The 25,331-nt window shown below is 62.1% G+C and carries 25 protein-coding genes and 1 tRNA gene; 18 read left to right on the top strand and 8 right to left on the bottom strand.

Annotated elements, in window-relative coordinates; translation table 11 throughout:
- Positions 1-7: 7 nt before the first annotated feature.
- The gene (locus tag CNQ84_RS05600) at positions 8-235 is read left to right on the top strand and encodes a hypothetical protein (protein ID WP_096003923.1); all 228 of its coding nucleotides are present in this window, start codon (positions 8-10) and stop codon (positions 233-235) included.
- Positions 232-1,200, top strand: a complete 969-nt coding sequence (locus CNQ84_RS05605; RefSeq protein ID WP_096003924.1) for a PstS family phosphate ABC transporter substrate-binding protein — start codon at positions 232-234, stop codon at positions 1,198-1,200. The genes CNQ84_RS05600 and CNQ84_RS05605 overlap by 4 nt, the downstream gene beginning before the upstream one ends.
- A gap of 40 nt (positions 1,201-1,240) precedes the next feature.
- On the opposite strand, the gene CNQ84_RS05610 is transcribed toward CNQ84_RS05605, so the two are convergent.
- Positions 1,241-1,582 carry a 50S ribosome-binding protein YggL gene (locus tag CNQ84_RS05610; protein ID WP_096003925.1) on the bottom strand — a complete coding sequence of 114 codons (342 nt, stop codon included), beginning with the start codon at positions 1,580-1,582 and terminating at the stop codon, positions 1,241-1,243.
- Between the two features lie 152 nt (positions 1,583-1,734).
- On the opposite strand from CNQ84_RS05610, the gene CNQ84_RS05615 reads away from it, so the two are divergent.
- Positions 1,735-2,376, top strand: a complete 642-nt coding sequence (locus CNQ84_RS05615; protein WP_096003926.1) for an MBL fold metallo-hydrolase — start codon at positions 1,735-1,737, stop codon at positions 2,374-2,376.
- A gap of 65 nt (positions 2,377-2,441) precedes the next feature.
- Positions 2,442-3,095 (top strand): YiaD family glycine zipper/OmpA-like lipoprotein, encoded by a 654-nt coding sequence (locus tag CNQ84_RS05620; RefSeq protein ID WP_096003927.1) that lies wholly within the window; start codon positions 2,442-2,444, stop codon positions 3,093-3,095.
- A 721-nt stretch (positions 3,096-3,816) separates the two neighbouring features.
- Here the strand turns inward: CNQ84_RS05620 and CNQ84_RS05625 are convergent.
- From CNQ84_RS05625 to CNQ84_RS05635, 3 genes are all read right to left on the bottom strand, one after another.
- The gene (locus CNQ84_RS05625; RefSeq protein WP_096003928.1) at positions 3,817-4,740 is read right to left on the bottom strand and encodes an acyltransferase; all 924 of its coding nucleotides are present in this window, start codon (positions 4,738-4,740) and stop codon (positions 3,817-3,819) included.
- Between the two features lie 92 nt (positions 4,741-4,832).
- Positions 4,833-6,968, bottom strand: coding sequence for a phosphate acetyltransferase (gene pta, locus CNQ84_RS05630; protein ID WP_096004039.1), 2,136 nt, complete (start codon positions 6,966-6,968; stop codon positions 4,833-4,835).
- 2 nt (positions 6,969-6,970) lie between these two features.
- Positions 6,971-8,170, bottom strand: a complete 1,200-nt coding sequence (locus CNQ84_RS05635; RefSeq protein ID WP_096003929.1) for an acetate/propionate family kinase — start codon at positions 8,168-8,170, stop codon at positions 6,971-6,973.
- A gap of 194 nt (positions 8,171-8,364) precedes the next feature.
- Between CNQ84_RS05635 and CNQ84_RS05640 the strand changes: the two genes are divergently transcribed.
- The 3 genes from CNQ84_RS05640 to CNQ84_RS05650 all read left to right on the top strand — a co-directional run bounded on the left by CNQ84_RS05640 (position 8,365) and on the right by CNQ84_RS05650 (position 10,769).
- Entirely contained in the window at positions 8,365-8,850 is a 486-nt protein-coding gene (locus CNQ84_RS05640; protein ID WP_096003930.1) for an FKBP-type peptidyl-prolyl cis-trans isomerase, read from the top strand.
- Positions 8,851-8,990: 140 nt separating this feature from the next.
- Complete coding sequence (locus CNQ84_RS05645) at positions 8,991-9,578, top strand: TetR/AcrR family transcriptional regulator (protein ID WP_096003931.1); 588 nt, start codon at positions 8,991-8,993, stop codon at positions 9,576-9,578.
- An 81-nt stretch (positions 9,579-9,659) separates the two neighbouring features.
- The gene (locus CNQ84_RS05650) at positions 9,660-10,769 is read left to right on the top strand and encodes an NADH:flavin oxidoreductase (protein WP_096003932.1); all 1,110 of its coding nucleotides are present in this window, start codon (positions 9,660-9,662) and stop codon (positions 10,767-10,769) included.
- Between the two features lie 23 nt (positions 10,770-10,792).
- Here CNQ84_RS05650 and CNQ84_RS05655 read toward each other — a convergent pair whose 3' ends face one another.
- A complete protein-coding gene (locus tag CNQ84_RS05655; protein ID WP_425439948.1) occupies positions 10,793-12,016 on the bottom strand; it encodes a glycosyltransferase family 4 protein in 1,224 nt (407 codons plus the stop codon).
- Positions 12,017-12,045: 29 nt separating this feature from the next.
- Complete coding sequence (gene cysZ / locus CNQ84_RS05660) at positions 12,046-12,789, bottom strand: sulfate transporter CysZ (RefSeq protein ID WP_096003934.1); 744 nt, start codon at positions 12,787-12,789, stop codon at positions 12,046-12,048.
- A 150-nt stretch (positions 12,790-12,939) separates the two neighbouring features.
- Here cysZ and CNQ84_RS05665 point away from each other — a divergent pair, with 150 nt between their 5' ends.
- The 5 genes from CNQ84_RS05665 to CNQ84_RS05685 all read left to right on the top strand — a co-directional run bounded on the left by CNQ84_RS05665 (position 12,940) and on the right by CNQ84_RS05685 (position 17,652).
- On the top strand, positions 12,940-13,539 hold the full coding sequence (locus tag CNQ84_RS05665) for a peroxiredoxin (RefSeq protein WP_096003935.1): 600 nt from the start codon (positions 12,940-12,942) through the stop codon (positions 13,537-13,539).
- A 102-nt stretch (positions 13,540-13,641) separates the two neighbouring features.
- Positions 13,642-14,589 (top strand): thioredoxin-disulfide reductase, encoded by a 948-nt coding sequence (gene trxB / locus CNQ84_RS05670; RefSeq protein ID WP_096003936.1) that lies wholly within the window; start codon positions 13,642-13,644, stop codon positions 14,587-14,589.
- Between the two features lie 71 nt (positions 14,590-14,660).
- The gene (locus CNQ84_RS05675) at positions 14,661-15,377 is read left to right on the top strand and encodes a ZIP family metal transporter (protein WP_096003937.1); all 717 of its coding nucleotides are present in this window, start codon (positions 14,661-14,663) and stop codon (positions 15,375-15,377) included.
- A 74-nt stretch (positions 15,378-15,451) separates the two neighbouring features.
- The gene (locus CNQ84_RS05680; RefSeq protein ID WP_096003938.1) at positions 15,452-15,766 is read left to right on the top strand and encodes a DUF2388 domain-containing protein; all 315 of its coding nucleotides are present in this window, start codon (positions 15,452-15,454) and stop codon (positions 15,764-15,766) included.
- A 20-nt stretch (positions 15,767-15,786) separates the two neighbouring features.
- The gene (locus CNQ84_RS05685) at positions 15,787-17,652 is read left to right on the top strand and encodes a DUF7844 domain-containing protein (protein WP_096003939.1); all 1,866 of its coding nucleotides are present in this window, start codon (positions 15,787-15,789) and stop codon (positions 17,650-17,652) included.
- Between the two features lie 32 nt (positions 17,653-17,684).
- Here CNQ84_RS05685 and CNQ84_RS05690 read toward each other — a convergent pair.
- Positions 17,685-17,771 (bottom strand) — tRNA-Leu (locus CNQ84_RS05690).
- A 153-nt stretch (positions 17,772-17,924) separates the two neighbouring features.
- On the opposite strand from CNQ84_RS05690, the gene queA reads away from it, so the two are divergent.
- The 5 genes from queA (at position 17,925) to secF (ending at position 23,381) form a co-directional block, all read left to right on the top strand.
- Entirely contained in the window at positions 17,925-18,974 is a 1,050-nt protein-coding gene (gene queA, locus CNQ84_RS05695) for a tRNA preQ1(34) S-adenosylmethionine ribosyltransferase-isomerase QueA (RefSeq protein ID WP_096003940.1), read from the top strand.
- Positions 18,975-18,979: 5 nt separating this feature from the next.
- Complete coding sequence (gene tgt / locus CNQ84_RS05700; RefSeq protein WP_165771233.1) at positions 18,980-20,098, top strand: tRNA guanosine(34) transglycosylase Tgt; 1,119 nt, start codon at positions 18,980-18,982, stop codon at positions 20,096-20,098.
- Between the two features lie 95 nt (positions 20,099-20,193).
- A complete protein-coding gene (gene yajC, locus CNQ84_RS05705; RefSeq protein ID WP_083727541.1) occupies positions 20,194-20,526 on the top strand; it encodes a preprotein translocase subunit YajC in 333 nt (110 codons plus the stop codon).
- 61 nt (positions 20,527-20,587) lie between these two features.
- Complete coding sequence (secD, locus tag CNQ84_RS05710; RefSeq protein ID WP_096003941.1) at positions 20,588-22,456, top strand: protein translocase subunit SecD; 1,869 nt, start codon at positions 20,588-20,590, stop codon at positions 22,454-22,456.
- Positions 22,457-22,466: 10 nt separating this feature from the next.
- Positions 22,467-23,381 carry a protein translocase subunit SecF gene (gene secF / locus CNQ84_RS05715; protein ID WP_096003942.1) on the top strand — a complete coding sequence of 305 codons (915 nt, stop codon included), beginning with the start codon at positions 22,467-22,469 and terminating at the stop codon, positions 23,379-23,381.
- Between the two features lie 219 nt (positions 23,382-23,600).
- On the opposite strand, the gene suhB is transcribed toward secF, so the two are convergent.
- Positions 23,601-24,416, bottom strand: a complete 816-nt coding sequence (gene suhB, locus CNQ84_RS05720; protein ID WP_096003943.1) for a type III secretion system regulator SuhB — start codon at positions 24,414-24,416, stop codon at positions 23,601-23,603.
- Between the two features lie 138 nt (positions 24,417-24,554).
- Between suhB and CNQ84_RS05725 the strand changes: the two genes are divergently transcribed.
- Positions 24,555-25,331 carry an RNA methyltransferase gene (locus CNQ84_RS05725; protein ID WP_096003944.1) on the top strand — a complete coding sequence of 259 codons (777 nt, stop codon included), beginning with the start codon at positions 24,555-24,557 and terminating at the stop codon, positions 25,329-25,331.

The raw sequence follows: 25,331 nt of genomic DNA on the forward strand, positions 1-25,331 counted from the left end.
AAACATCATGACTGATCTTGAGCATCTTTCGACCCAGGAATTGAAAGCCATCCTGGACGAGACAGAGCAGCGCATCCATGAAATCCGTGCCGAGCTGGATGAGCGCGAGGCCGACGCCCAGCATGCGCTGGTCGATAGCATCGAGCTGAGCCCCGAGTGGACGCCGGTCAAGTGGGGGCAGGTCAAAGTCTTCTTCCAGCTGGTGCTGGACGAGCTGCGGAGCAAAAAGCCATGACACTGAGCACTGTTCGACGTCTAACCCTGAGCGGGCTGATTGCCGGACTGCTGGCGTCGCCGGCGTTTGCCAGCGATACCATCCTGGCCGATGGTTCCAGCACCGTGTTTCCCATCACCCAGGAAGCGGCTGAGCGCAGCAAGCTGGTGGTTGATAATCGGTTCTCCGGCACCACTGCGGGGTTCCGACGCTTTTGCGCCGGTGAAACCGACATCAGCAATGCCTCGCGGCCGATCAACCGCGAGGAGATGGCGAGCTGTGAGGCCGCCGGTGTGCGTTATGTCGAGCTGCCCATCGCCTTTGACGCCATCGCCATTGTCGTCAATGGCAGCAATGACTGGGTGCGCGACATCACCACCGATGAGCTGAAAACACTGTGGCAGCCGCAGGCCGAGGGCCAGGAAATCACCTGGCAGGACCTGCGCGCCGAGTGGCCGGATCGGCCTGTCAGTCTGTTTGGTCGTGGCAGCAACTCCGGTACCTACGATTACTTCACCGCCGTGATCAACGGCGAAACGCGTGCCAGCCGCAGTGATTACCTGGCCAGCGAGAACGAAGAGGAGTTGGTCGAGGCCATGCTGGCGGAGCCTGATGCACTGGGCTTCTTTGGTGTCGGCGCTTACTTCCGGCATTGGCAGGAGCTGCATGACGTCGCGGTGGATAGCGGTAAAGGACCGGTCTATCCGGCGTTGAACGAGGTGCTGGGTGGCCAGTATCAGCCGCTGGCGCGGCCGCTGTTCCTGTATGTGAATGCTGGTGCGCTGGAGCAGAAGGCAACCTTGCGGCCCTTTCTGGAGGGCTACCTGGATGGCGTGCGTCACTGGTTGCATGTGACCGGCTACATGCCGTTGTCGGTGGAGGCCTACGGCAAGGCGCAGCAGCGTCTGGCAGAGGGGCAAACCGGTACGCGCTTTGGCGGCGAACTGGCGGTGGGGCTGGGCCTGGACGAGTTGTACCAGGACTAGCCGAACAGCCGCCGGGCAGCTGCCCGGCGGCGCTCTGGTATCAGGCTGCCGGAATCGGCATGCTCGGATACCAGGCATCCTGCAGCGGGCTGACGGTGAAGCTGGCCAGCTCGTCGCGGCCTTTCAGCCAGCTCTCGACAGCGCTGCGCTGCTCTTCACTGACCGAGCCGCGTTTAGCCAGACAGATCAGACCAAAGTCTTCCCCACCCACGTAGTCCAGGCCGTTGGCAATGATCGCCTCGCGCAGAAACTGCTCCAGATAGTGATTGATGGCGTCGTCTGACAGGTCCGGTTTGAATTCCAGATTCAGTTCGAAGCCCAGTTCCTGGAATTCGTCGACACAGAGTTTCTTGCGCAGGCGGCGCGAGCGGTTGGTAGCCATTAAATAATCCTCTTGGCGGGTGGGTGCGCGGATTGTAACAGCTCGTTGATGACAGTCGCTGCCGGCTGTCGCCTGGAGGCGCTGGTATACTCGGTTTATTCGCTGGCCGTGCACGGTACGCGGCCGCCCCCATCGCCTGACCCGGATATGCCATGCACCAGACACCCAGCCTGATCCGCGAAACCTTCCCCGTTGGCCCGTTGCAGTGCAACTGCACGCTGATTGGTGACCCCGTCAGCAAAAAAGCCATCGTGGTGGACCCGGGCGGCGACCATCAGTTTATTCTCAAACGCCTGGACGAGCTGGGGCTCACACTGGTCAGCATTATTCACACCCACGCGCACCTGGACCATTTTCTTGCCTCAGGCGAGTTGAAAAAGGCGACCGGCGCAACGCTGCATCTGCACAAGGAGGACCAGTTCCTCTGGGACAATCTGGAGATGCAGTGCAAGATGTTCGGCGTGCCCTACACGCCGGTGCCGGCACCGGATCAGTGGCTCAGCGATGACCAGGAACTGGCCTGCGGCTGCGGCGTGGCGCTGCATACACCGGGGCACACGCCGGGCTCGATGAGCTTCTGGTTTCCGCAGGACAAGCTGTTGATTGCCGGCGATACGCTGTTCCGGCGCGGTATTGGTCGCACTGACCTGTGGGGCGGAGATTATCGCCAGATTGAACAATCCATCCGTCAGAGACTCTATAGCCTCGATGAAGATGCGGTTGTCGTTACCGGCCATGGACCGGAGACGCGCATCGGAGAGGAGATTCGCGAGAATCCGTTTATTCGCGGCTAAGCTGCGTACAGGCAGGGTTGTGCCTCTGCCTGATGGTCTGGAACCAACGAAACAAGGGAATCAATATGAAAAGCCAAGGTTTGATTATCGCTGGTGCCTGCGCACTGATGATTGCAGGTTGCACCAATAACCCCTACACCGGCGAAGAGCAGGCCGGCAAGTCAGCGACCTACGGCGGTATTGGCGCATTGGCAGGGGCCGCCATTGGCGCCGCTACCTCCAGCAGCGACGACCGTGCCAAGGGCGCGCTGATCGGCGCCGCCGTGGGCGGTGCAGCGGGTGGCGGCTACGGCTATTACGTCGACAAGCAGGAGCAGCGCCTGCGCCAGGAACTGACCGGCACCGGTGTGCAGGTCATCCGTAACGGTGACACCCTGCAACTGGTCATGCCGGGCAACATCACCTTTGCCTCCGGCTCCTCCGATATCGCCAGCAGCTTTTACCCGACCCTGAACTCGCTGGTGAAGGTGTTCAAGGAGTTCGATCAGAACGGTATCAACATTGTCGGCCACACCGACAGCACCGGCTCGCAGGAGCTGAACATGCGCCTGTCGCGTGAGCGTGCCACCAGCGTCGCCTCCTACCTGTCCGGTCAGGGCGTGAGCGGCGCGCGCATCAGCAGCGCCGGCGTTGGCCCCAGCCAGCCGATTGCCAGCAACGCTACCGAAGCAGGTCGCGCACAGAACCGCCGTGTAGAGATCACCCTGCGTCAGCTTTGATCAGGACGCGGCAGTAAAAAGGCCAACCGGGTAACCGGTTGGCCTTTTTTTATTCTCCGAGTAGCTGCACTGGCTTAGTGTGTTGGATGCTCGAAGGGTGGAGTGTGCACTGGGGTTCGTCCCGTTTACGCGGGCGAGTAGCGCAGGGCTGACGGGAAAAAGAGTCATAGGATGTCTGAGGCTCGAAGAGCCGAGTTTTATGACTACCTCGCCGGCCACCCCCGTTAGCCCGAGCAACGCAGCGAACCCGAAGGGCCGCGTAGTCGGGTGCCCGGGGGATTCCGGGAAGCGCTAACCCATTTCACATGCCCTCTGGCGCTCAGGCCGGTCCGCAATCAAGGCGTGGTTTCGAAGGCATGTCGGGACCTGTCGAGAAATCACAACGCAGAGTTCGGACCGGCTTGAGCGCCCCGCAGGGCGAGCGCTCAAGCATGCATCTGACTACGTTGCGCTGCTTGCCAATAGAACCACTATTGGCTGCACATCGCGCCTTGCATCTGCATGCTTGAGCACTCGCAGAGGGCGCGTGAAATGGGTCAGCGCTTCCCTTTGGGGGGCTGGGCAAGCAGCCCCCCTTGGCTCGCCGTGAAGGCGAAAGGCCAACTGGGTAACAGCTCAGTGCATAAAGTGCTCAGCGGACTGGAAGGACCATCCTGGTGACCTGTGATGGGCCTTTTTAGCGGTAAATCCAACGCACGGCTAGCGCCCCAGGCGCCCAGCGCTATTGCTCTTTCGCCCGATCAGCCGGCGTCGGATATTGCTGGTGCAAACGCGCCATGTGTGCGTCCTTGTCGATCCAGAGCTGGTTGACCCAGGCCTGGAACTCGGCGCGAAAGGTTTCGTCTTCCTGGTAATTGCGGCCAATAAACTCGGCCGGAATCGGCTTGAGTTCCAGGTGCATGACGACGTGGGTGACCTTGCCGCACATCAGCCCCCAGAAGCTCGGGTTGCCGCCGGGGTAGTGGATGGTGATATCCAGCAGCGAGCGCAACTGCTCACCCATGGCATCGAGCACAAAGGCGATGCCGCCGGACTTGGGTTTGAGCAGATACTTGAACGGTGACTGTTGTTGCCGGTGCTTGGCGGGTGTCAGGCGGGTGCCTTCGAGAAAGTTGAAGATGGCCACCGGCGTGCTTTTGAACTTCTCGCAGGCCTTGCGCGTGGTCGCCAGATCCTGCCCGGCCTTTTCCGGGTGCTTGGCCAAGTAGGCCTTGGTGTAGCGCTTCATGAAGGGGAAGTCGAGGGCCCACCAGCACAGGCCGATCACCGGCACCCAGATTAATTCCTGCTTGAGGAAGAACTTGAGCATCGGCATATGGCGATTCAGCACGTGCTGCAGGGCCAGAATGTCGACCCAGCTTTGGTGGTTGCTAGTGACCAGATACCAGCCGTTGTAGTCCAGTCGCTCGCGTCCTTCGATGTCCCAGCGAATATTGCCGCTAAGGGCCATCCAGGCGCTGTTGCAGCGCATCCAGAATTCGGCAACGCTGATCATCACCCGGGTGCACCAGGTGCGCAGCGCGGGTATCGGTATCAGCTTGATCAGCGCGAAGACAAACAGAATAGGCGCATGCACCAGGGTGTTAAGCACCAGCAGCAGTGCGGCAAGGGTGCCCCGTACGGGGGCAGGCAGAAACGACAGCATGGGTTCGGCTCGTCCAGGGCCGCCCGCAGGCGGCCATTCTTATTGGTCTCAGACGACGTTCACGGCGTGGTGCCCGCTTATGCGGCTGTCGTCTATTCGTTGTTGTAGGCCTGGATGGCGGTCAGCGCAATGGTATAGACGATATCGTCGACCAGCGCGCCGCGAGACAGGTCGTTCACCGGTTTGCGCAGGCCCTGCAGCATGGGGCCGACGCTGACCACGTTGGCACTGCGCTGTACCGCCTTGTAGGTGGTATTACCGGTGTTCAGGTCAGGGAAGACGAACACCGTCGCCTGACCGGCCACCGGGCTGTCTGGCGCTTTCTGGCGGCCGACACTAGCGATGGCGGCGGCATCATACTGGAGCGGGCCGTCGAGCAACAGTCCGGGCTCGCGTTCGCGGGCCAGACGGGTTGCCTCGCGGACTTTCTCGACTTCGCTGCCGCTGCCGGAGGTGCCGGTGGAGTAGCTGATCATTGCCACGCGCGCCGGAATCCCAAAGGCTTCGGCCGAACGCGCGCTCTGGATGGCAATCTCTGCCAGATCCTCGGCGCTGGGGTCGGGGTTCACCGCGCAGTCGCCGTAGACCAGCACCTGCTCGGGCAGCAGCATGAAGAAGATCGACGACACCAGGTTGTAACCGGGGGCCGTCTTGATCAGCTGAAACGCCGGGCGAATGGTGTTGGCGGTGGTGTGAATGGCGCCAGACACCAGCCCGTCGACTTCATCCAGTGCCAGCATCATGGTGCCGAGCACCACGTTGTCTTCAAGCTGTTGCAGGGCCATGGGCTCGTTCAGCCCCTTGCCCTCGCGTAGCTTGACCATGGGAGCCACGTAGCGCTCGCGCACCTGATCCGGGTCGACGATCTGCAGGCCCTCGGGCAGGGCGATGTGCTGGGCGCGGGCTACCGCTTCAACCGACTCGCGTTTGGCCAGCAGGATGCAGTTGGCGATGCCCCGGCGCTGGCAGATGGCGGCGGCCTGCACGGTGCGCGGTTCGTCGCCTTCGGGCAGCACGATGGTCTTGGCGGCGTGCTGGGCCTGGCGCACCAGCTCGTAGCGGAACGCCGGCGGCGACATACGCTTTTCGCGTGGTGTGTCGCAGCGCTTGGCCAGCCATACATGGTCGATATGGCTGGCGACAAAGTCGGTCACCTTTTCGGCGCGCTCGCGGTCGTCGATCGGGATCTCGCGGTTCATGCGGTCGAGCTGGGTCGCGGTGGCGAAGGTGTCGGTCGGTACGCCGAGAATTGGCAGCCCCTGGTCCAGTGCCGGTTGGCACAGCTGGATGACGCGCGGGTTGGGCTCATAGCCGCCGGTCAGCAGCAGGCCGGCCAGCGGTGTGCCGGACAGCGAGGCGAGCGAGCTGGCGATGATGATGTCATCGCGATCACCCGGAGTGACAATCAGCGCGCCAGGGCGCAGCAGGTGAATGATGTTGGGCACCGTGCGGGAGCACAGCGCCATTTCCATCACCCGGCGTTGCTGCATGTCGCCGGCATGGAAGGTGGTAGCCTTGAGCAGCTCCGCGATGTCGGAGGTGCGTGGCGCGTTCAGCTCTTCTTGCCAGGGCACGCAGCCGATCAGTCGGAAGTCGTCGGTATCGAGCCGGCTGGAGGCCTCGCGCAGGCTCTGGGCAAAGTCCTTCAGGGTGCTCTTGAGCGTCGGGCGGTCAGGGATGTCGGCGCTGGTTTCGGTGGCCAGTGCCTTTACCTTGTTGATGATCACGCCCAGCACCTTCGGATGCTTGAGGCCGCCAAAGGTCTGGGCGTTGATCTCGATACGATCGGCCAGCGTGGCGAAGTCGTCACCGTCCGGGGCGGTTACCAGAATCACGTCCGCATCCAGGCTCTTGGCCAACTGCTGGTTGATCTGGCTGGCGTAGTTGCTTTGCCGGGTGGGCACCATGCCTTCTACCACGACAACGTCAGCCTCCTGGGCGGCCTGCTGATAGCGGCTGACAATCTCTTCCAGCACCTCGTCCAGCTCGCCCATGGCGAGCTGGTGCTCTACCTGGGACAGCGTCATCGCAGGCGGCGGCGTCAGGCCAAGGGTGCGGCTGATCAGCTCGCTGGAGCGCTCCGGGCCGTCGTCGCCCGGGTGTGGCTGAGCGATGGGCTTGAGAAAGTGCACCTTCAGGCCGGTGCGCTCCAGGGCGCGAATCAGGCCGAGGCTGGTGGAGGTAAGACCGACCCCAAAACCAGTGGGGGCGACAAAGAAAGTGTGCAGGCTCATGCCATTGGGCTCCTTGGCTGCGTGTCGAGCAGGGTGAGGCTCTCGTCGGCGATCTGGCGTTCCTCGTCGGTTGGTATCACCAGAATGGCCGGTGAGCCTTCGGCTTCCACCCGGCCCGCCTCGCCGCGCGGCAGCAGGCTGTTGCTGTCCGGATCCAGCTGCAGGCCCATGACGGCCAGATGCTTGACCGTCAGTGCGCGGGTCAGCGCGGAGTTTTCGCCAATGCCGCCGGTGAAGATCAGGCCGTCGATGCGCGGCAGCGCGACCGCCAGCCCGGCCAGCGAGCGGGCGAGGCGATAACAGAATACCTCGATCGCCAGCTGCGCGCCGCTGTGACCGTCGGCGCGGGCCTGTTCCAGCTCGCGCATGTCGTTGGACAGCCCGGAGAGTCCGAGCAGGCCGCTTTCGCGGTTGAGCAGGTGCTCGATGCGCGGCAGGTCCCAGCCGAGTGTGCGCGCCAAGTGCGCGTGCAGGTTCGGGTCCACGTCACCGCTGCGGGTGCCCATGACCAAGCCCTCCAGCGGCGTCAGGCCCATGCTGGTATCCATGCTGCGACCATCCAGCACCGCGCAGCTGGAGCAGCCGTTGCCCAAGTGGGCGGTCAGCCAGGCGCCGGTGCCGCGTTCCTTGCCACAGAGCACGCTGGCCTGGTCGCTGACGTATTTGTGGCTGGTGCCGTGAAAGCCGTAGCGGCGCACACCGTGCACCGCGTACAGCTCGTCGGGCAGAGCGTAGCGAAAGGCGTGGGGCGGCATGCTCTGGTGGAAGGCCGTATCGAAGACAGCGAATTGCGGCGTGTCCGGTAGCAGCTTCAGGGCAGCGCGGATGCCGGTCAGGTTGGCCGGGTTGTGCAGCGGTGCCAGCGGTGCATTGGCCTGGATGCCGGCAATCACCTCGTCATCGATCTGGCGCGCGCTGGTGAAGCGTTCGCCGCCGTGTACCACGCGGTGCCCCACCGCGCTGAGCGGCTGGTCCAGGTGGGTGTCCACCAGCGGCAGCAAGGCGTCCAGCGCGGCGAGGTGATCGGCCCCGGACAGTTCCCGTTCCAGACCGTCCGAGGTGGACAGGCGAGCCTGGGCTGTATTCAGGCGCTCGGCGATCGCCTCGAAGATGGCGCCGGCGGTGTTCTCGCGGCGCAGGGCCACTTTGATGGAGGAGCTGCCCCCGTTAATGACCAGTACGAGGCGGTTTGTCATGGTACGAGCGAATTCCTTTCAGCCGAATCTGGAGTTATGGACCGCATTGAAGCCGGTGGGTTCGACCATCTTCCGGTGCCCCTCCTGTCGGGTCAAGCCGTGCGTTTCTAGGCTATAGCGCGTACACTTTGGGCTTGGGAAGTGCAGATTAATCAGCGCTTCCCCTGTTACCCCAAAACCACAGGAAAGAGATTATGCAGATTGCTGCCAACAAGGCCGTGTCCATCGACTACACCCTGACCAACGATGATGGCGAAGTGCTGGATTCGTCCGTCGGTGGTGCGCCGCTGGTCTACCTGCACGGTGCCGGCAACATCATTCCGGGTCTGGAAAAGGCGCTGGAAGGCAAGCAGAGCGGTGACGAGATCAAGGTGACTGTCGAGCCGGAAGAGGCTTACGGTGACTTCAATGCAGAGCTGATTGCGGTGCTGGGTCGCAATATGTTCGAAGGTGTCGACGAGCTGGAAGTGGGCATGCAGTTCCACGCCTCCGGCCCCGACGGCAGCATGCAGATCGTCACCATCAAGGCACTGGAAGGTGACGAAGTGACTGTCGATGGCAATCACCCGCTGGCTGGCGAGCGTCTGACCTTTGAAGTGAAGGTCGTTGGAGTGCGCGACGCTCAGGACGAAGAGATCGCTCACGGTCACGTCCACGGTGAAGGTGGTCATCAGCACTGATCGCTGATGCGCCAGAAAACCGGGCTCAGGCCCGGTTTTTTTGTATCTGCGGCTGGCTGTTCTGATAGTGCTTTATCACTAATATTTATGGTGTGTATTTATGGCTATCAGTCAAAGTTGACCGGTCGTATAGTGTTCGCATGAACGCTATCCAAGACAAACGCGCGCGCATTCTGGCCTCCGGCACCGCGGTCATGCTGCGCAAGGGCTACAACGGCACTGGAGTGCAGGAAATCACCCAGGGTGCCGGTGTACCCAAAGGGTCTTTCTATCACTACTTCGAAAGTAAGGAAGACTTTGCCATTCAGGCGCTGCACTACTACTACACGCCGCGTATCGAGCGTTTTGCCGATGCGTTGAGTGCGTCACAGCTGTCGCCGCGCGAGCGTATCCTGCGCTGTTACCGGGATCTGGTGGGGTATTTCGCCAATCAGGAGCAGCCTAGCCACCAGTGTTTTATCGGTAGCCTGTGTCACGAAATGGCAGAGGAGAGCCAGCCCATCGGTTACGCTGCCAGCGCCATTCTGCAGCGCTCCAATCAGGTGTTGGCAGACTGCCTGTCCGAGGCGCAGGCTGCGGGCGAGATCGCTGCGGATCAGGACCCGGCCGCGCTGGCCGGCTTTGTCAGTGCCGCCTGGGAGGGGGCGCTGCTGCGTATGAAGGCCGACCGTCAGATCGGCCCCTTGCGCGTGTTCATTCAGCAGCTGGAGCGCTTGCTGCAGCCTTGAAAACCATTCCATAAAGACAAGACGACTGGTCAGCTTGCAGGTTGACAAGCGTTCTGGTCAGTCCCGTTCAGGAGAGTATGTATGTCCACAGCCGTAACCCCGCTGTTCAAGCCCTTCACCCTGGGCAATCTGGCGCTGTCCAATCGCATCGTGATGGCGCCGATGACCCGTAACTTCTCGCCCAAGGGCGTGCCGAATCAGGCAGTGGTCGATTACTACCGTCGCCGTGCCGAATCCGGTGTGGGCCTGATCATTACCGAAGGCACCGTGGTTGATCACGCGGCGGCCAACGGCTACCCGAACGTGCCCCACTTCTACGGTGAAGACGCGCTGGCCGGCTGGAAGCAGGTTGTTGATGCGGTGCACGCCGCCGGTGGCAAGATTGCACCGCAGCTGTGGCACGTCGGCAACGTCCGTCGCCTCGGCACCGAGCCGAATGGTGACGTGCCCGGCTACGGCCCGATGGAAAAGCAGAAGGATGGCAAGGTGCTGGTCAAGGGTATGACTCAGCAGGATATCGATGACGTGGTTGCGGCCTTTGCCAAGGCCGCCAAGGATGCCAAGGACGTGGGCTTTGACGCCATTGAACTGCACGGTGCCCACGGTTACCTGATCGATCAGTTCTTCTGGGAAGGCACTAACCAGCGCGAAGACCAGTACGGCGGCAGCATGGAGAACCGTGGTCGCTTCGCGGTCGAGATCATCAAGGGCGTGCGCGCGGCTGTGGGTGCCGACTACCCGATCATCTTCCGCTTCTCCCAGTGGAAGCAGCAGGACTACACCGCACGTCTGGCGCCGACCCCTGAATTGCTGGAGCAGTTCCTGACACCGCTGTCTGACGCTGGCGTGGACATCTTCCATTGTTCACAGCGTCGCTTCTGGGAGCCGGAGTTCGAAAGCTCCGAGCTGAACCTGGCTGGCTGGACCCGCAAGATCACCGGCAAGCCCTGCATCACCGTTGGCAGCGTGGGCCTGGACGGCGAGTTCCTGCAATTTATGGTCAACACCGACAAGGTGGCGCAGACCGCCAATATCGACGGCCTGCTTGAGCGTCTGGATGCGGACGAGTTTGATCTGGTCGCCGTTGGTCGTGCGCTGCTGGTAGATCCGCAGTGGGCTGACAAGGTACGCGAAGGTCGCTTTGACGATATCGCTCCGTTTAGCCGCGACGCGCTCAAGACGCTGGTCTGAGCCGCCGTATCAGGCAGTCCGGGCTACTTGCTCGGCACTGCCTGTGCCAACGCAGGCTGCCGCCCGGCGGCCTGCAGCAGGTAGCGCTCAAAGCGCTGCACGATGCTGCTCCAGTCCAATTGGCAGGCCCGATGCCGCGCATGCAGGCGGATACTGCGCCGCCCCTCCCTGTCTGCCGTTAGCCATTGCAGATTCTCGATAAATACCCGGTCATGGGCCACGGGCGCCAGACTGCCGCTGTACCTATCCTGAATGTGCTGGTGAGCTGCCGCCGTATCAAAGGCGCAGACTGCCAGGCCCGAGGCCATGGCTTCGGTCACCACGTTGCCAAAGGTTTCGGTCAGGCTGGGGAAGACGAAGATATCGGCGCTGGCGTAGGCTGCTGCCAGCGGCTCGCCGGTCAGTGCGCCAGTAAACACGGCGTGGGGTAGGCGGCGTTGCAGTTCAGCGCGGGCCGGGCCGTCGCCGACAATCACCAGATGCAGTTTGCGGCCGCTGGTGTCCTGGGTGCTGACCTGGTCCCAGGCCTCGGCCAGCAGCGCCAGGTTTTTCTCTGGCGACAGACGGCCCACATGCAGCATCACCAGATCGTTGTCGGCGGCGCCCCAGGTGCTGCGCAGCTCGCTGCTGCGGTGCGCGGGATGGAAGCGCCTGCAATCAACGCCGCGACCAAGCAGGCACAGGTTGTTCACGCCCAGGCGGCTCAGCTCGCGTTGTTGCGTCGAGCTGGCGACCAGCGTGCTCAACGTCTGGTTGTGAAACCAGCGCAGATAGCGCATGGCTGGCCCGTGCAGCAGCCCGAGATGGAAGTGGTCGCTGTACTGCTGGAAGTTGGTATGAAAGCCGCTGATGACCGGAATCTGCAAGCGCCGCGCGACGCGCAGCGCGGACCAGCCCAGCGGGCCCTCGGTCGCCAGATAGACGGCATCCGGGCGTTCGCGCTGCCACAGGCGACGCAACTGGTGGCCGGCCGGCAGCCCCCATTGCAGGCTGGCGTAGCCGGGGATCGGCATACCGCGTACACGGCGTTCCAGCAGGTCGCCCTGCCTGTCGCTGCCCGGATGCTCGTCGGCCAGTGCCGGGCGTACCAGTTGCACGCGGTGCTGGCGCGCGAGCAGGCCACTGCACAGCTGGCCAAGGGTGTTGGCGACGCCGTTGATCTGCGGGGGATAGGTTTCAGTGACCAGTGCGAAGCAGCGGCCGGGCGAGTCTGGTATGGTCATGCTCCGAGTATGGACAGCCGCCATGATCGGAGCGTGACATCTTTATGACGCTTTTATGATGCTTGCTGCTCGCGCTCGCGCACCCACAGCAGGGTAGAGGCCGCCACGGCGGTCGGCATCACCAGCAGGTTGACCAGCGGAATCAGCATGCCGACATACACCGGCAGGCCAAAGCCCAGCGACAGGCTGCGGCGCGTCTGCATCCAGCGCAGCATGTCGCGAAATCCGACCTTGTCGTTATCAGCCTGATAGTCGATGTACTGCACCGCCATCATCCATACGCCAAAGGCCAGCAGCAGCGGGGAGGCGATCAGGTTCACCACCGGAATCAACGTGAGCAGCAACAGCGCCACCATGCGTGGCAGGTAGTAGCGCAGCTTGCGCAGCTCGCGGCCGACGCTGTGGGGAACCAGCATGGCGATGTCGCGCCAGCCGGTCGGCGGACTGACCTCGTTGCGCTCCTGTTCGGCGATTTTCTCCGCCAGAATGCCGTAAAACGGCGAGGCGATGATGTTGGCGACCACGCTGAAGCCAAAAAACAGCACCAGCAGGACCACCAGGGCAAACAGCGGCCACAGCAGCCATTCGACAAAGGCGGCCCAGTCCGGCAGCTGCGGCATCAGGCGTGTCATCCACAGATCGAATTGCTGAATGCCCCAGCCGATCAGTGCGCTGAACAGGATCAGATTCAGTACCAGCGGGATCAGCACAAGGCGCCGCAGGCCCGGTTGACGCAGGGTGCGCCAGCCTTCTTTGAGGTAGTCGGGGCCGCGCATGAGGTCGGTTACGTGCTTCATTGTGCCTGATCCTGGAGGGGAGTTTTCGTGCAGAATTGTGCAGTGCCTAGCCGGGCACTATAGGGGTAAACTATTTGGCTGATACAGTCTTTGCAATGTCCTAATGTGTCCGAGCGCCTTAAGCTGCGCTCCATTGTCCTGGAGAATGGGATGAGCGTTCTGGTAAACCGTGCGGCGCCGGATTTTGTCGCGCCGGCCGTGCTGGCCGATGGCAGCATCGTTGATGCCTTTGACTCAAGCAGTCTGCGTGGTCGTTATGTGGTCATGTTTTTCTGGCCGCTGGATTTCACCTTTGTCTGCCCCTCGGAAATCATTGCGCACAACAATCGCATGGACAAATTCCGCGCGCTGGGGGTTGAGGTGGTGGGGGTATCCATTGACTCGCAGTTCACCCACTTTGCCTGGCGTAATACGCCGGTTGAGCAGGGTGGTATCGGACCGGTGGATTTCACCATGGTCGCCGATGTGCGGCATGAGATTACCCGTGCCTACGGGGTCGAACATGAGGACGGGGTGGCGTTGCGTGCCTCCTTCCTGATTGATCGTGCGGGTATCGTGCAGCATCAGGTGGTGAACAATCTGGCGCTGGGCCGTGAAGTGGATGAGATGATCCGCTTGGTCGAGGCGCTGCAGTTCACCGAAGAGCACGGCGAGGTCTGCCCGGCCGGCTGGCGCAAGGGGCAGAAGGGTATGCAGGCCAGTGCCGCAGGCGTTGCCAGCTATCTGGCGGAGCATGCCAGCGAGCTGTGATCGAATTCGTTTTTGGGGCAGTCACGTTGTTCCGGGGACCCCTTACCCCTGACTGCCCGTTTTATTACTGCCGCCAGTACGCTGGCGAATTGGGAGGTTTACATGTCTGAAGTGCGTCACGCCCGTCTGATCATCCTCGGCTCCGGCCCTGCTGGCTACAGCGCTGCAGTCTACGCTGCGCGCGCCAACCTCAAGCCGCTGCTGATCACCGGGATGCAGATGGGCGGTCAGCTGACCACGACCACCGAGGTGGACAACTGGCCGGGCGACGTCGAAGGCCTGCAGGGTCCGGACCTGATGGAGCGGATGCGCAAGCATGCCGAACGCTTTGAGACCGAGATCCAGTTTGACCACATCAACAAGGTCGATCTGACCAGCCGCCCGCTCAAGCTGTGGGGCGACAGCGGCGAGTATCAGTGCGATGCACTGATCATCGCCACCGGCGCCTCGGCTCGCTACCTCGGTCTGCCCTCTGAAGAGGCCTTTATGGGCAAGGGCGTGTCTGCCTGCGCGACCTGTGACGGGTTCTTCTATCGTAATCAGGAAGTCTCGGTGGTGGGTGGCGGCAACACGGCGGTTGAAGAGGCCCTGTACCTGGCCAATATCGCCAAGAAGGTGACCCTGGTGCATCGCCGTGACAGCTTCCGCGCCGAGAAGATTCTGGTCGACAAGCTGATGGCCCGTGTCGCCGAAGGCAAGATCGAGCTGAAACTCAACGCCACGCTGGACCAGGTGCTGGGTGACGACAGTGGCGTGACCGGCATGCGCATCGCCCTGAACGGCGGCGGCACTGAGGACATCGCCCTGGCAGGGGTCTTTATTGCCATCGGCCACACGCCCAATACCGGCCTGTTCGAAGGGCAGCTGGAGATGAAAGACGGCTACCTGAAAATCAACAGCGGCACTGAAGGTAATGCCACTCAGACCAATATTCCGGGTGTGTTTGCCGCAGGCGATGTCGCCGACCACGTTTACCGTCAGGCGATTACCTCTGCTGGTGCTGGCTGCATGGCGGCGCTGGATGCGGAGCGGTTCCTCGACGAGCTGTAATCTGATGGTCCGAAACCCCGCCTCGACGGTCGCGTCGAGGCGGGGTTTTTGCTTGGCAGGAGGCGGGGTAAATGGAAGAGTGGATCATGGTGATCGGGCTGACGCTGATGGCTGGCATGGCGATGCCGGCGGGAGCCCTGCTGGCCGGCGTGGAGTCCATCCGACCCAACTGGCTGGATGAAGAGCGTCGCCACGGCATTATCGCCTTCGGTGGTGGTGCTTTGTTGTCGGCGGTGGCGCTGGTGCTGGTGCCCGAGGGGATCGAGGTGCTGTCGCCCGCCAGTTCCGCATTCTGGTTTGTCCTTGGCGGAGCGGCCTTCATGGGGCTGGATCTGCTGCTTTATCGCATCAACACCCCGGCCAGTCAGTTGGCCGCCATGCTGTCCGACTTTATTCCCGAGTCCATCGCCCTTGGCGCCGCCTTCGCCGCTGGGGGTTCCGGTGGGGTGCTGCTGGCCTGCCTGATGATGCTGCAGAATCTGCCTGAAGGCTTTAACGCCTGTCGTGAGCTGCGTGCCAGTACCCACTACGCTGTGCGCAGGGTAACCGCGCTGTTTGCCCTCATGGCCTTGCTTGGCCCGCTGTGTGGCCTGCTCGGCTACGGCTGGCTGGCGCAATTCCCGAGCGTTGTTGCGGGGGTAATGCTGTTCGCCGCCGGCGGTATCTGCTATTCAGTATTTCAGGACATCGCGCCGCAGGCGAAGATTGATCGTCACTGGGCGCCGCCCATGGGCGCGGTGCTCGGTTTTGTGCTGGGGATGGTCGGTCATCAGTTGACGATGGCCTGAGCCTGCCAGCGTTTACCGGTCGCCTCTGTCCCTCTGCGGTGACGGCGGTGACCTCACTGAAAAGGAATATCGTTATGAAAACCCTCTATGCCGTGGCCGCCGCTGGTCTGCTTGTGGTCGCTGGCAACGCTGCTGCCAGCAGCTTCGTCGGCACCACCGATACCATCGGCTCTTCGCTTGCTAATAGCGTAGAAGGCACCAGTGATGCCTCCACTGGCGGCAACAACAAGGTGGTCATGCAGGCGCGTGATGATGCCGCCAGCTTTGTTGCCAGCAACGGCGCGATTCGTGGCGTTCAGCTGGAAGCGGCGCTGCAGCAGCTGCGTGCGCAGCAACCGGGCCTGGAGGCCAGTGACATGCAGCTGGCCGAGGATATTCTCGCGCGGTGAGGCGCGCTTGCTGCGGCGCCATGCGCCTGGTGCGTGTGGGGCTGCAGTTGTGGCTGCTGACGGCTGCGCCGGTCTATGCCGAGTTGCGTCTGGTCGCGGAGCTGGATGGTCTGGATGCGCAGCAGCAGGTATTTACCCGGGAGCTGCTGCGTTCGACCGAGCAGCATCTGCCGCCAACGCTGCGTGCCCGCCTGCACGACGTCTCGGTACGCTGGGCTGGTTCGCTACCCGCGAAAGTCAGTGGCAGAGCGACCACAGACGGTCGTCTGCTGCTGAATCGACGGCTGCTGATGCAGCGTGATCAGGCGCTGGCATTGCGTACGCTGGTGCATGAGGTGGTGCATCTGTACGACCGACTGGGTCCGCCGGCCAGGCTGCACTGGTATTGCGCCGGGCGTCTGCAGGTGCAGGGGGCTGTGGGCCTGCCGGCTGCGTGCCGGGGGCAGGGCGAGCGCCGGTTTCGTTTGAGCGACGACCCGCGCTTGCTGGATCTGGCCGGTTGGCCCGAGCGGGTCGGGATGCGTGGCCAGCGTGAGGCTAACAACGCCCGTACGCTGCGCTCCCCGGATGCCTATGAGCTGGATAGCCCCGCCGAATTTGTCGCCGTCAACGCAGAGTACTTTCTGCTGGACCCGGATTACGCCTGCCGCCGGCCGGCGCTGCACGCCTACTTCACTGCGCACTTTGAAGGCTGGTCGCCGGAGGCGGCTGCCTGTACCGACAGCTATCCCTATCTGAATGCCGCCAGCGGCCCCGATCAGCCCGTGGTTGGCTGGCTTGATCCGGAGCGTATCTATGCCGTGCATTACCTGCTGGCTGAGCCTAACGAGGAGTGGGCGAGCCGCTGGGGGCACAGCATGCTGCGGCTGGTGGTCTGCGCGCCGGGTCGTGTGCGCGGTCCGGACTGCATGCTCGATCTGGACCAGCACTTGGTGCTGTCTTTCCGCGCCTTCGTCCAGGACGTGCAGCTATCGCACTGGGACGGGCTGGTAGGGAATTATCCTTCCCGCCTGTTCATGCTGCCGCTGGCTCAAGTGGTGGATGAATATACCAAGCTTGAGCTGCGCGCCTTGCGTTCCGTGCCTTTGTTGCTGAGCCGAGAGCAGATTGCCGGCGTGGCGCAGCAGAGCGCCATGCTGCACTGGAGCTATGACGGGCGTTACTACTTTGTCAGCAATAACTGTGCAGTCGAGACACTCAAGCTGTTACGCACCGGGACCGACAGCCCGAAGCTGCTGGATGTCGACAGTCAGACGCCGATAGGGCTGCTGCAGGCGCTGCAGGCACGGAGCATGGCTGATGCCAGCGTGCTGGATGACCCGGCCGAGGCGCTGCGGCTGGGCTATCGCTTTGATTCCTATGCCGAGCGTTACCAGCAGATATTCCAGCCGCTGCGCGCCGAGCTGGGCTTGCCTGCCGAGGAGGTCGAACACTGGCTGGCACTGCCGCCCGCCGAGCGCCGGCCCTGGTTTGCTGCTGCGGATCTGCGCGCGAGCGCCGGCTTGTTGTTGCTGGAGCAGGCCGCCGTGCGACGGGAGCTGCTGGCCGCACAGCACAGTCTCAAACTGCGCTATCTGGACGGCGACGCGGAGGAGGCCATGCGTGAGGCCGGTGACCTGATTGGTCAGTTGCTGCTGGAGCGCGGTTTTCTCAGTCGGCCGGCTGATCTCCTGCCCGAGGGTTACGGGTTGCCGCAAGCACGCGAGTGGCGAATGCTGGAAGCACGTTCGCAGCAGCGAGGCGCAGCGTTGCTGCAGCTGGAAAAGACGCTGGACGCGGTATTGCCGGCGCTGCTGTCTGCTGCCCAGCAGGCACGCTTGCAGGGCGGGCAGGATAATCTGCAGCTGTTACGCGAACGCATCAAGGCGCTGAGAGGTGAGCAATAGTCAGGGGGATGGCTCCATTCACAGAACGCGAATGGTGCCCCGAGGGAGAATCGAACTCCCACTCTGTTACCAGAAACGGATTTTGAATCCGTCGCGTCTACCAATTCCGCCATCGGGGCTTGTCGGGCGCAGTGGCTGCGCAAGACAGGCGCGGAGTATAAGGAGCCGGGATGGCTGTGGTCAATCCTGTTGGCGACTGACAGATCGCGAATGTGGTGGTTTTCCGCTACTATAGCGGCCCTTTTTTCTGCCATTTCGGATCCGCTTGCCGCATGCGCCTCAGTGATTTTGATTTTGAGCTGCCCGACGACCTGATCGCCCGCCACCCGCTGGCCGAGCGGCGTGGCAGCCGTTTGCTGTGTCTGGACGGGCCAAGCGGCACGCTTGAACACCGTCTGTTCGTGGACCTGCTGGAATACCTGCGCCCGGGTGACCTGATGGTGTTCAACAATACGCGGGTCATTCCGGCGCGGTTGTTTGGTCGCAAGGCCACGGGCGGCGCGCTGGAAGTCTTGGTCGAGCGGGTGCTGGATGAATATCGGGTGCTGGCGCATATTCGTTCCAGCAAGTCGCCCAAGCCCGGCAGCCAGATTGTGATTGATGGCGGCGCCGAGGCCGAGATGGTCGCCCGGCATGATGCCTTGTTCGAGCTGCGCTTTGCCGAGCCGGTGCTGCCGCTGCTGCAGCGCGTTGGTCATATGCCGCTGCCGCCCTATATCGATCGTCCTGATGAGGATGCCGACCGAGAGCGCTATCAGACGGTTTATGCCAAGCGCGAAGGCGCGGTGGCAGCGCCCACTGCCGGCCTGCACTTTGATCAGCCGCTGCTCGACGCCATCGCCGGGCTGGGTGTGGAAACCGCCGAGGTGACCCTGCACGTTGGCGCCGGTACCTTTCAGCCGGTGCGCGTCGAGAAGATTGAAGACCATGTCATGCATCAGGAGTGGCTGGAGGTCTCGCCTGAGGTGGTGGCGGCGGTCGAGGCCTGCAAGGCGCGGGGCGGGCGAGTGATTGCCGTGGGCACCACCAGCGTGCGCTCGCTCGAGTCGGCAGCGCGCGACGGTGAGCTCAAGCCCTTCAGTGGCGATACCGACATCTTTCTGTACCCCGGTCGGCCGTTCCATGTGGTGGATGCGCTGGTCACCAATTTCCATTTGCCCGAGTCGACGCTGCTGATGCTGGTGTCGGCCTTTGCCGGTTACCCGGAAACCATGGCCGCCTACCGCGCTGCCGTGGCCGAGAAGTACCGTTTTTTCAGCTACGGTGATGCCATGTTCATCACCCGCAACCCGGCCCCGACCGGCCCTGAGGTATCGTCATGAGTCATATGTCCTTTGAACTGCTTGCCACCGATGGCAAGGCGCGCCGCGGGCGTCTGACCTTTCCGCGCGGGGTGGTGGAAACCCCGGCGTTTATGCCGGTGGGCACTTACGGCACGGTCAAGGGTATGTTGCCGCGTGACATCGAGGCCATTGGCGCGCAAATCATCCTCGGTAACACCTTTCATCTGTGGCTGCGCCCGGGTACCGAGGTGATCAGCAAGCACGGCGACCTGCATGACTTCATGCAGTGGCAGGGGCCGATTTTGACTGACTCTGGCGGCTTTCAGGTGTTTAGCCTTGGCGCCATGCGCAAGATCAAGGAGGAGGGGGTGTACTTCTCCTCGCCGGTTGACGGTGCCAAGGTGTTCATGGGGCCGGAAGAGTCGATGCAGGTCCAGCGCGCGTTGGGGTCGGACATCGTGATGATCTTTGACGAATGCACGCCGTACCCCGCTGACGTCGATACCGCGCGCCGCTCCATGGAGCTGTCGCTGCGCTGGGCCAAACGTTCCAAGCAGGCGCATGGTGACAATCCCTCGGCACTGTTCGGCATTATCCAGGGCGGCATGCACGAAGAGTTGCGTCTGCGCTCGCTCGAAGGGCTGAGCGAGATCGGTTTTGACGGTCTGGCCATTGGCGGTCTGTCGGTCGGCGAGCCGAAGGAAGAAATGATCCGCGTACTGGATTTTCTGCCCGGCCACATGCCGCCGGAAAAACCTCGTTACCTGATGGGAGTAGGCAAGCCCGAAGACCTGGTGGAAGGTGTGCGTCGCGGCGTGGACATGTTCGATTGCGTGATGCCCAGCCGCAATGCGCGCAACGGGCATCTGTTCACCGAGGCGGGCGTGATCAAGATTCGCAACGCGGTGCACCGCCATGACGAGTCGCCGCTGGACCCCGCATGCGATTGCTATACCTGCCAGCACTTCTCCCGCGCCTATCTGCATCACCTGGACAAGTGCGGCGAAATGCTGGGCAGCATGCTCAATACCATCCATAACCTGCGGCATTATCAGCGGCTTATGGCAGGTTTGCGCGGTGCCATCCAACAGGGTACATTGAGCGCCTTTGTGGATAACTTCTACGCCAAACTGGGCCGGCCGGTACCGCCGCTGGAGCCCTGAGCGTCCGCGGATGTGATCAGCGCAGCCCGGCGCTTGAATAGTGTCCGAAGCGCCCCCATAACCGATTTTTCGCAGTTCAATAACAGGAGCGTCACATGAGCTTTTTCATCCCCGCCGCCATGGCACAGTCAGCAGGCGGAGCCGCACCGGCGGGTTCCGGTTTCGAGTGGATTTTTCTGATCGGCTTCGTGGTCATCTTCTATCTGATGATCTGGCGCCCGCAGGCCAAGCGCGCCAAGGAGCACAAGAATCTGCTGGCCGGTCTGTCCACAGGTGATGAAGTGGTAACCGGCGGTGGCATCCTGGGTAAAGTGAAAAAGGTGACCGACGAGTTCGTGGTACTGGAAGTCGGCGACAGCCAGGAACTGAAGTTCCAGAAAGGCTCGATCGTGGCCGTGCTGCCCAAAGGCACGCTGAAAGCCATCTAATCCCCTCGTAGACCTCCGTTCCGGGCGCCGATCAGGCGCCCGGACTGCTTCAGGCCCTGATATGCTCAATCGTTACCCCCTCTGGAAATACCTGCTGATCGTGGCCGTGCTGGCGCTGGGCCTGATCTATGCAATGCCCAACCTGTATCCGGATGATCCGGCCATTCAGATTTCCGGCGCCAGCTCCACGCTGGAAATCCAGCAGTCCGATCTCGACCGTATCGAGCAGGCGCTGGCCGCCGCCAACCTGCCGACCAAAGGCACGGAGCTCGGCACCAATGGCCGCTCAGGCCTGGTGCGTCTGGTCAATCGCGCTGATCAGCTGAAGGCGCAGGATGTGGTGCGCGACGCGCTGGGGCGCGATTATGTGGTGGCGCAGAATCTGGCGCCGACCACGCCCGAGTGGCTGAGCAATATCGGTGCTGGTCCAATGACGCTGGGCCTGGACTTGTCCGGTGGTGTGCACTTCCTGCTGCAGGTGGACATGGATAAGGCCATTGAGTCGCGGGTTAACGTCTACCAGAGCGAGATTCGCGGCCTGATGCGTACCGAGGGCCTGCGCTATCGCAGTCTGCCAACCCAGGGCAACACCCTGCAGTTTGGCTTTGCTGATGAAGATCAGCGCAGCGAGGCGCGCCGCCTGATTACCCGGCAGTACAATCAGTTCACGCTGGAAACTGCCGAGCGTCAGGAGCAATACGTTCTGCAGCTGACGCTGACCGAGGCGGAGATTGCCGCCATTCGCGATTACGCGGTGAACCAGAACCTGACCACCGTACGCAACCGGGTTAACGAATTGGGTGTGGCCGAGCCGCTGGTGCAGCGTCAGGGTGCCGATCGCATCGTGGTCGAGTTGCCGGGCGTGCAGGACACTGCCGAGGCCAAGCGCGTACTGGGCAAGACCGCCAACCTGGAGTTTCGTCTGGCCGCCGAGCCGGACGCGCCCCGTGCGACCACCGAGTCCTTTCCCTTCCGTAGCGGCGAAGGACGCGTCGCAGACGTCGAGCGCAGCATCATCATTACCGGTGACCAGGTTACCGATGCGCAAGCCAACTACGACGAAAACGGTCGCCCGCAGGTCAACATCAACCTCGACAGTCACGGCGGCGAGCTGATGAACCGCGCCACGCGCAGCAACATTGGGCGCGGCATGGCGGTGCTGTTTATCGAGCAGCGTCAGATCAGCCGTACGGTTACCGAAGAGGTTGATGGCGTGATGCAGGAGGTCGAGGTTCCGGCCTTTGTCGAAGAGAAGTCGATCATCAGTCTGGCGACCATTCAGAGCGCGCTGGGTACCCAGTTCCGCATTACCGGTCTGGATTCGCCGGCCGAGTCTTCCGAACTGGCGCTGCTGCTGCGTGCCGGTGGTCTGGCGGCGCCCATGCACTTTGTCGAAGAGCGCACCATCGGCCCGAGCCTGGGGGCAGAAAACATTGCCAAGGGTGTGACCGCGACCCAGGTCGGCTTTATCGCCGTGCTGGTGTTCATGATCATCATCTACCGCGCCTTTGGTGTGTTTGCCAGCATCGCCTTGAGCTTCAACCTGATCCTGCTGATTGCGTTGATGTCCATGTTGGGGGCTACCCTCACGCTGCCGGGTATCGCCGGTATCGTGCTGACGCTGGGTATGGCGGTCGACGCCAACGTGCTGATCTTCTCGCGTATCAGGGAAGAGATATTTAACGGCATGTCGCCCCAACGTGCGGTGCACGAAGGTTTCGACAAGGCCTTCTCGGCGATTGTCGACGGCAACCTGACGACCCTGCTGGTGGGTGTGATTCTGTTCGCCATGGGCTCGGGGCCGATCAAGGGCTTTGCCGTCACCCTGTCGCTGGGGATCGTGACCTCGATGTTCAGTGCCATTATGGTGACCCGCGCCATGGTCAACCTGGCCGTCGGCGGTCGCGATGTGAAGAAGCTGTGGCTCTGAGGAATACGTAATGAACATCAATAGAACTATCAATTTCCTCGGCCTGCGCAAGTTCTTCTTTGGCGTAGCTGTCGTGCTGATGATTGCCTCGCTGGGCAGTCTGGTCGTCAAGCAGCTGAATCTGGGCTTGGACTTCACCGGCGGTGCGCTGGTTGAGCTTAACTACAGTGAAGCGGCTGACCTGGAAGATATTCGTCTTACCCTGCGTGAAAACGGCTGGGACGACGCGGTTGTGCAGAACTTTGGCGCTTCCACCGATGTGCTGATCCGGTTGCCCAGTGATGACCCGAATCTGGGTAATCAGGTGGCGGACATGGTCAAGCGCGCCGAAGGTGGCGAGGTCGTGGTCAAGCGAGTCGAGTTTATCGGGCCGCAGGTCGGCGAGGAGCTGCGTGACCAGGGCGGCCTGGGCATGCTGCTGGCCATTGGCGGCATTCTGCTTTATGTGTCCCTGCGCTTTCAGATGAAGTTTGCAGTCGCGGCCATTCTGGCTCTGGTGCACGACGTGATCTTCACCCTGGGGTTCTTTGCCTTCTTCGGTTTGTCCTTCGACTTGACCGTACTGGCAGCCCTGCTGGCGGTGATTGGTTACTCGTTGAACGACACTATCGTGGTGTTTGATCGTGTTCGCGAGAATATCCGGGCGATGCGGCACACCGATCTGGTGGAGATCATCAACGTCTCTACCACCCAGACCCTGGGGCGGACGCTGGCAACCTCGTTCTCGACCATTCTGGTGCTGCTGGCGCTGTTCTGGTTTGGTGGCGAGAATATCCATGGCTTCGCGACCGCGCTGTTGATCGGCGTGGGTGTGGGCACCTACTCGTCCATCTATGTGGCTGGCGGCCTGCTGGTGACGATGAAGCTCACCCGCGAAGACCTGATCCCGCCGCAGGTGGAAGAGGCGGTCGACGAAAGGCCCTGAGCGCAGGCGTTGCCTGCGCAGCTGCAAGCTGCAAGCTGCAAGAAAACCCGTGCCGGAACTGAATCCGGCGCGGGTTTTTGCTTTTCTGGGTGGCTTGAAGCTTGCGGCTTGTAGCTTGCAGCTCAAAAAAAGGCCCACACCGGTCAGGATGTGGGCCTCTTTGTTCTGCCCCGTACGGCCAGCTTGCCGCTTGAGGCTTACAGCTTGTAGCTTGTCTATTTACATCTTCATGCTGGGCGTCAGGTGCGGCTGGATGGCGGTCAGCACGGCCTTGAAGCATTTGGGGTTGCCGGCAACGATCTGGCCCTTCTCCAGGAACTGGTGGCCACCGTTGAAGTCGCTGCACAGACCGCCTGCTTCCTGAATCAGCAGGGCGCCGGCGGCCATATCCCACTCGGCCAGGCCGAATTCCCAGAAGGCGTCAAAACGGCCTGCGGCCACGTAGGCCAGATCGAGGCTGGCGGCGCCGGCCCGGCGGATACCGGCGGTCTGGCCGACCAGGCTGCGGAACATGCCCAGGTAGTTGTCCAGTGAGTCAATCTGGTTGGCGCGGAACGGGAAGCCGGTGCCCAGCAGCGCGCCGTCCAGGGTCTTGCGGGTGCTGACGCGCAGGCGGCGACCGTTCAGCGCAGCACCGCGGCCGCGGCTGGCGGTGAATTCTTCCTGACGGATCGGGTCCAGCACCACGGCGTGCTCAGTGCGACCTTTTACGCGGCAGGCGATGCTGACAGCAAAGTGCGGGACGCCGCGAATGAAGTTGGTGGTGCCGTCCAGTGGGTCAATGATCCAGACGGTGTCGGCGCCGTCGCCTTGGCCAGGTTGGAAGCCGCTTTCCTCCGCCTGGATGCTGTGGTCAGGGTAGGCCTTGCGCAGTTGGCTGATGATGGCTTGCTCGGCGGCGCGATCCACTTCCGACACATAATCGCGCGCGTCCTTTTCGTCCACGGTGAGCACATCAAGGCGTTCCATGGAACGGTAAATGAGCTCTCCTGCGCTGCGCGCGGCACGCAGGGCGATATTCAGCATGGGCTGCATAGGGCTATGTCTCTGTCGGGGGAATGATGAAAAGCCGGAAATTGTAGCAGAAGTGTAGGTGAACAGAAATGGATCATGGCTATCGCAGCAAGGCTTTTGTAAGATGCAGGGTCCATTTTCTGGCGTGAAGGGTCCGCTTTGCTTAATAACGTGCGTGTGGTGTTGGTCAACACCAGTCATCCCGGCAACATTGGCGGCGCCGCCAGGGCCATGAAGAATATGGGGTTGAATCAGCTGGTGCTGGTCGATCCGGTGCGCTTTCCGGACCCTGACGCCAACTCTCGCGCATCGGGCGCGGATGATCTGCTGAGTAATGCGCGGATTGTCGCGACCCTGGATGAGGCTATTGCCGACTGCACCTTGGTCATGGGTACTAGTGCGCGAGATCGCCGTATCCCCTGGCCCGTGGTTGACCCGCGTGAGGCGGCGGATCTGGTGCTGGATCAGTCGGCGCTGCCCGAGGCGCAGATTGCGCTGGTCTTCGGTCGCGAGGACTCGGGGCTGACCAGTGACGAACTGCAGCGCTGTCAGTATCACGTACATATTCCTTCCATGCCTGATTTCAGCTCACTGAATCTGGCTGCGGCGGTGCAGGTGCTGGCTTATGAGCTGCGCATGCAGGGGCTGCAGCGCGAGGGCGCACCGACCAAGATGCACAAGGTCGAGACCACGGCGGTCTTTAATGAAATTCCGGCGACGGCGGGGGAGTTGGAGCAGTTTTATCAGCATCTGGAGCAGGTGCTGGTTGAAATCGGCTTCCATGACCCTCAGAAACCACGGCAGCTGTTGCCGCGTTTGCGTCGCCTCTACGGGCGGGTGCACCTTAATCGGATGGAAATGAACATCCTGCGTGGCATCTTGACCGAAACCCAAAAAGCCATCGGCGTAAAAGCGGCCGGTGAGCGGAGATCCTGA

This window comes from Pseudomonas abyssi (assembly GCF_002307495.1).
Taxonomy (GTDB): Bacteria; Pseudomonadota; Gammaproteobacteria; order Pseudomonadales; family Pseudomonadaceae; genus Halopseudomonas; species Halopseudomonas abyssi.

Coding starts and splice junctions, on each gene's coding strand:
- CNQ84_RS05600 (WP_096003923.1), top strand. CDS start 8: ATGACTGATCTTGAGCATCTTTCGACCCAGGAATTGAAAGCCATCCTG.
- CNQ84_RS05605 (WP_096003924.1), top strand. CDS start 232: ATGACACTGAGCACTGTTCGACGTCTAACCCTGAGCGGGCTGATTGCC.
- CNQ84_RS05610 (WP_096003925.1), bottom strand. CDS start 1,582: ATGGCTACCAACCGCTCGCGCCGCCTGCGCAAGAAACTCTGTGTCGAC.
- CNQ84_RS05615 (WP_096003926.1), top strand. CDS start 1,735: ATGCACCAGACACCCAGCCTGATCCGCGAAACCTTCCCCGTTGGCCCG.
- CNQ84_RS05620 (WP_096003927.1), top strand. CDS start 2,442: ATGAAAAGCCAAGGTTTGATTATCGCTGGTGCCTGCGCACTGATGATT.
- CNQ84_RS05625 (WP_096003928.1), bottom strand. CDS start 4,740: ATGCTGTCGTTTCTGCCTGCCCCCGTACGGGGCACCCTTGCCGCACTG.
- CNQ84_RS05635 (WP_096003929.1), bottom strand. CDS start 8,170: ATGACAAACCGCCTCGTACTGGTCATTAACGGGGGCAGCTCCTCCATC.
- CNQ84_RS05640 (WP_096003930.1), top strand. CDS start 8,365: ATGCAGATTGCTGCCAACAAGGCCGTGTCCATCGACTACACCCTGACC.
- CNQ84_RS05645 (WP_096003931.1), top strand. CDS start 8,991: ATGAACGCTATCCAAGACAAACGCGCGCGCATTCTGGCCTCCGGCACC.
- CNQ84_RS05650 (WP_096003932.1), top strand. CDS start 9,660: ATGTCCACAGCCGTAACCCCGCTGTTCAAGCCCTTCACCCTGGGCAAT.
- CNQ84_RS05655 (WP_425439948.1), bottom strand. CDS start 12,016: ATGGCGGCTGTCCATACTCGGAGCATGACCATACCAGACTCGCCCGGC.
- cysZ (WP_096003934.1), bottom strand. CDS start 12,789: ATGAAGCACGTAACCGACCTCATGCGCGGCCCCGACTACCTCAAAGAA.
- CNQ84_RS05665 (WP_096003935.1), top strand. CDS start 12,940: ATGAGCGTTCTGGTAAACCGTGCGGCGCCGGATTTTGTCGCGCCGGCC.
- trxB (WP_096003936.1), top strand. CDS start 13,642: ATGTCTGAAGTGCGTCACGCCCGTCTGATCATCCTCGGCTCCGGCCCT.
- CNQ84_RS05675 (WP_096003937.1), top strand. CDS start 14,661: ATGGAAGAGTGGATCATGGTGATCGGGCTGACGCTGATGGCTGGCATG.
- CNQ84_RS05680 (WP_096003938.1), top strand. CDS start 15,452: ATGAAAACCCTCTATGCCGTGGCCGCCGCTGGTCTGCTTGTGGTCGCT.
- CNQ84_RS05685 (WP_096003939.1), top strand. CDS start 15,787: ATGCGCCTGGTGCGTGTGGGGCTGCAGTTGTGGCTGCTGACGGCTGCG.
- queA (WP_096003940.1), top strand. CDS start 17,925: ATGCGCCTCAGTGATTTTGATTTTGAGCTGCCCGACGACCTGATCGCC.
- tgt (WP_165771233.1), top strand. CDS start 18,980: ATGTCCTTTGAACTGCTTGCCACCGATGGCAAGGCGCGCCGCGGGCGT.
- yajC (WP_083727541.1), top strand. CDS start 20,194: ATGAGCTTTTTCATCCCCGCCGCCATGGCACAGTCAGCAGGCGGAGCC.
- secD (WP_096003941.1), top strand. CDS start 20,588: ATGCTCAATCGTTACCCCCTCTGGAAATACCTGCTGATCGTGGCCGTG.
- secF (WP_096003942.1), top strand. CDS start 22,467: ATGAACATCAATAGAACTATCAATTTCCTCGGCCTGCGCAAGTTCTTC.
- suhB (WP_096003943.1), bottom strand. CDS start 24,416: ATGCAGCCCATGCTGAATATCGCCCTGCGTGCCGCGCGCAGCGCAGGA.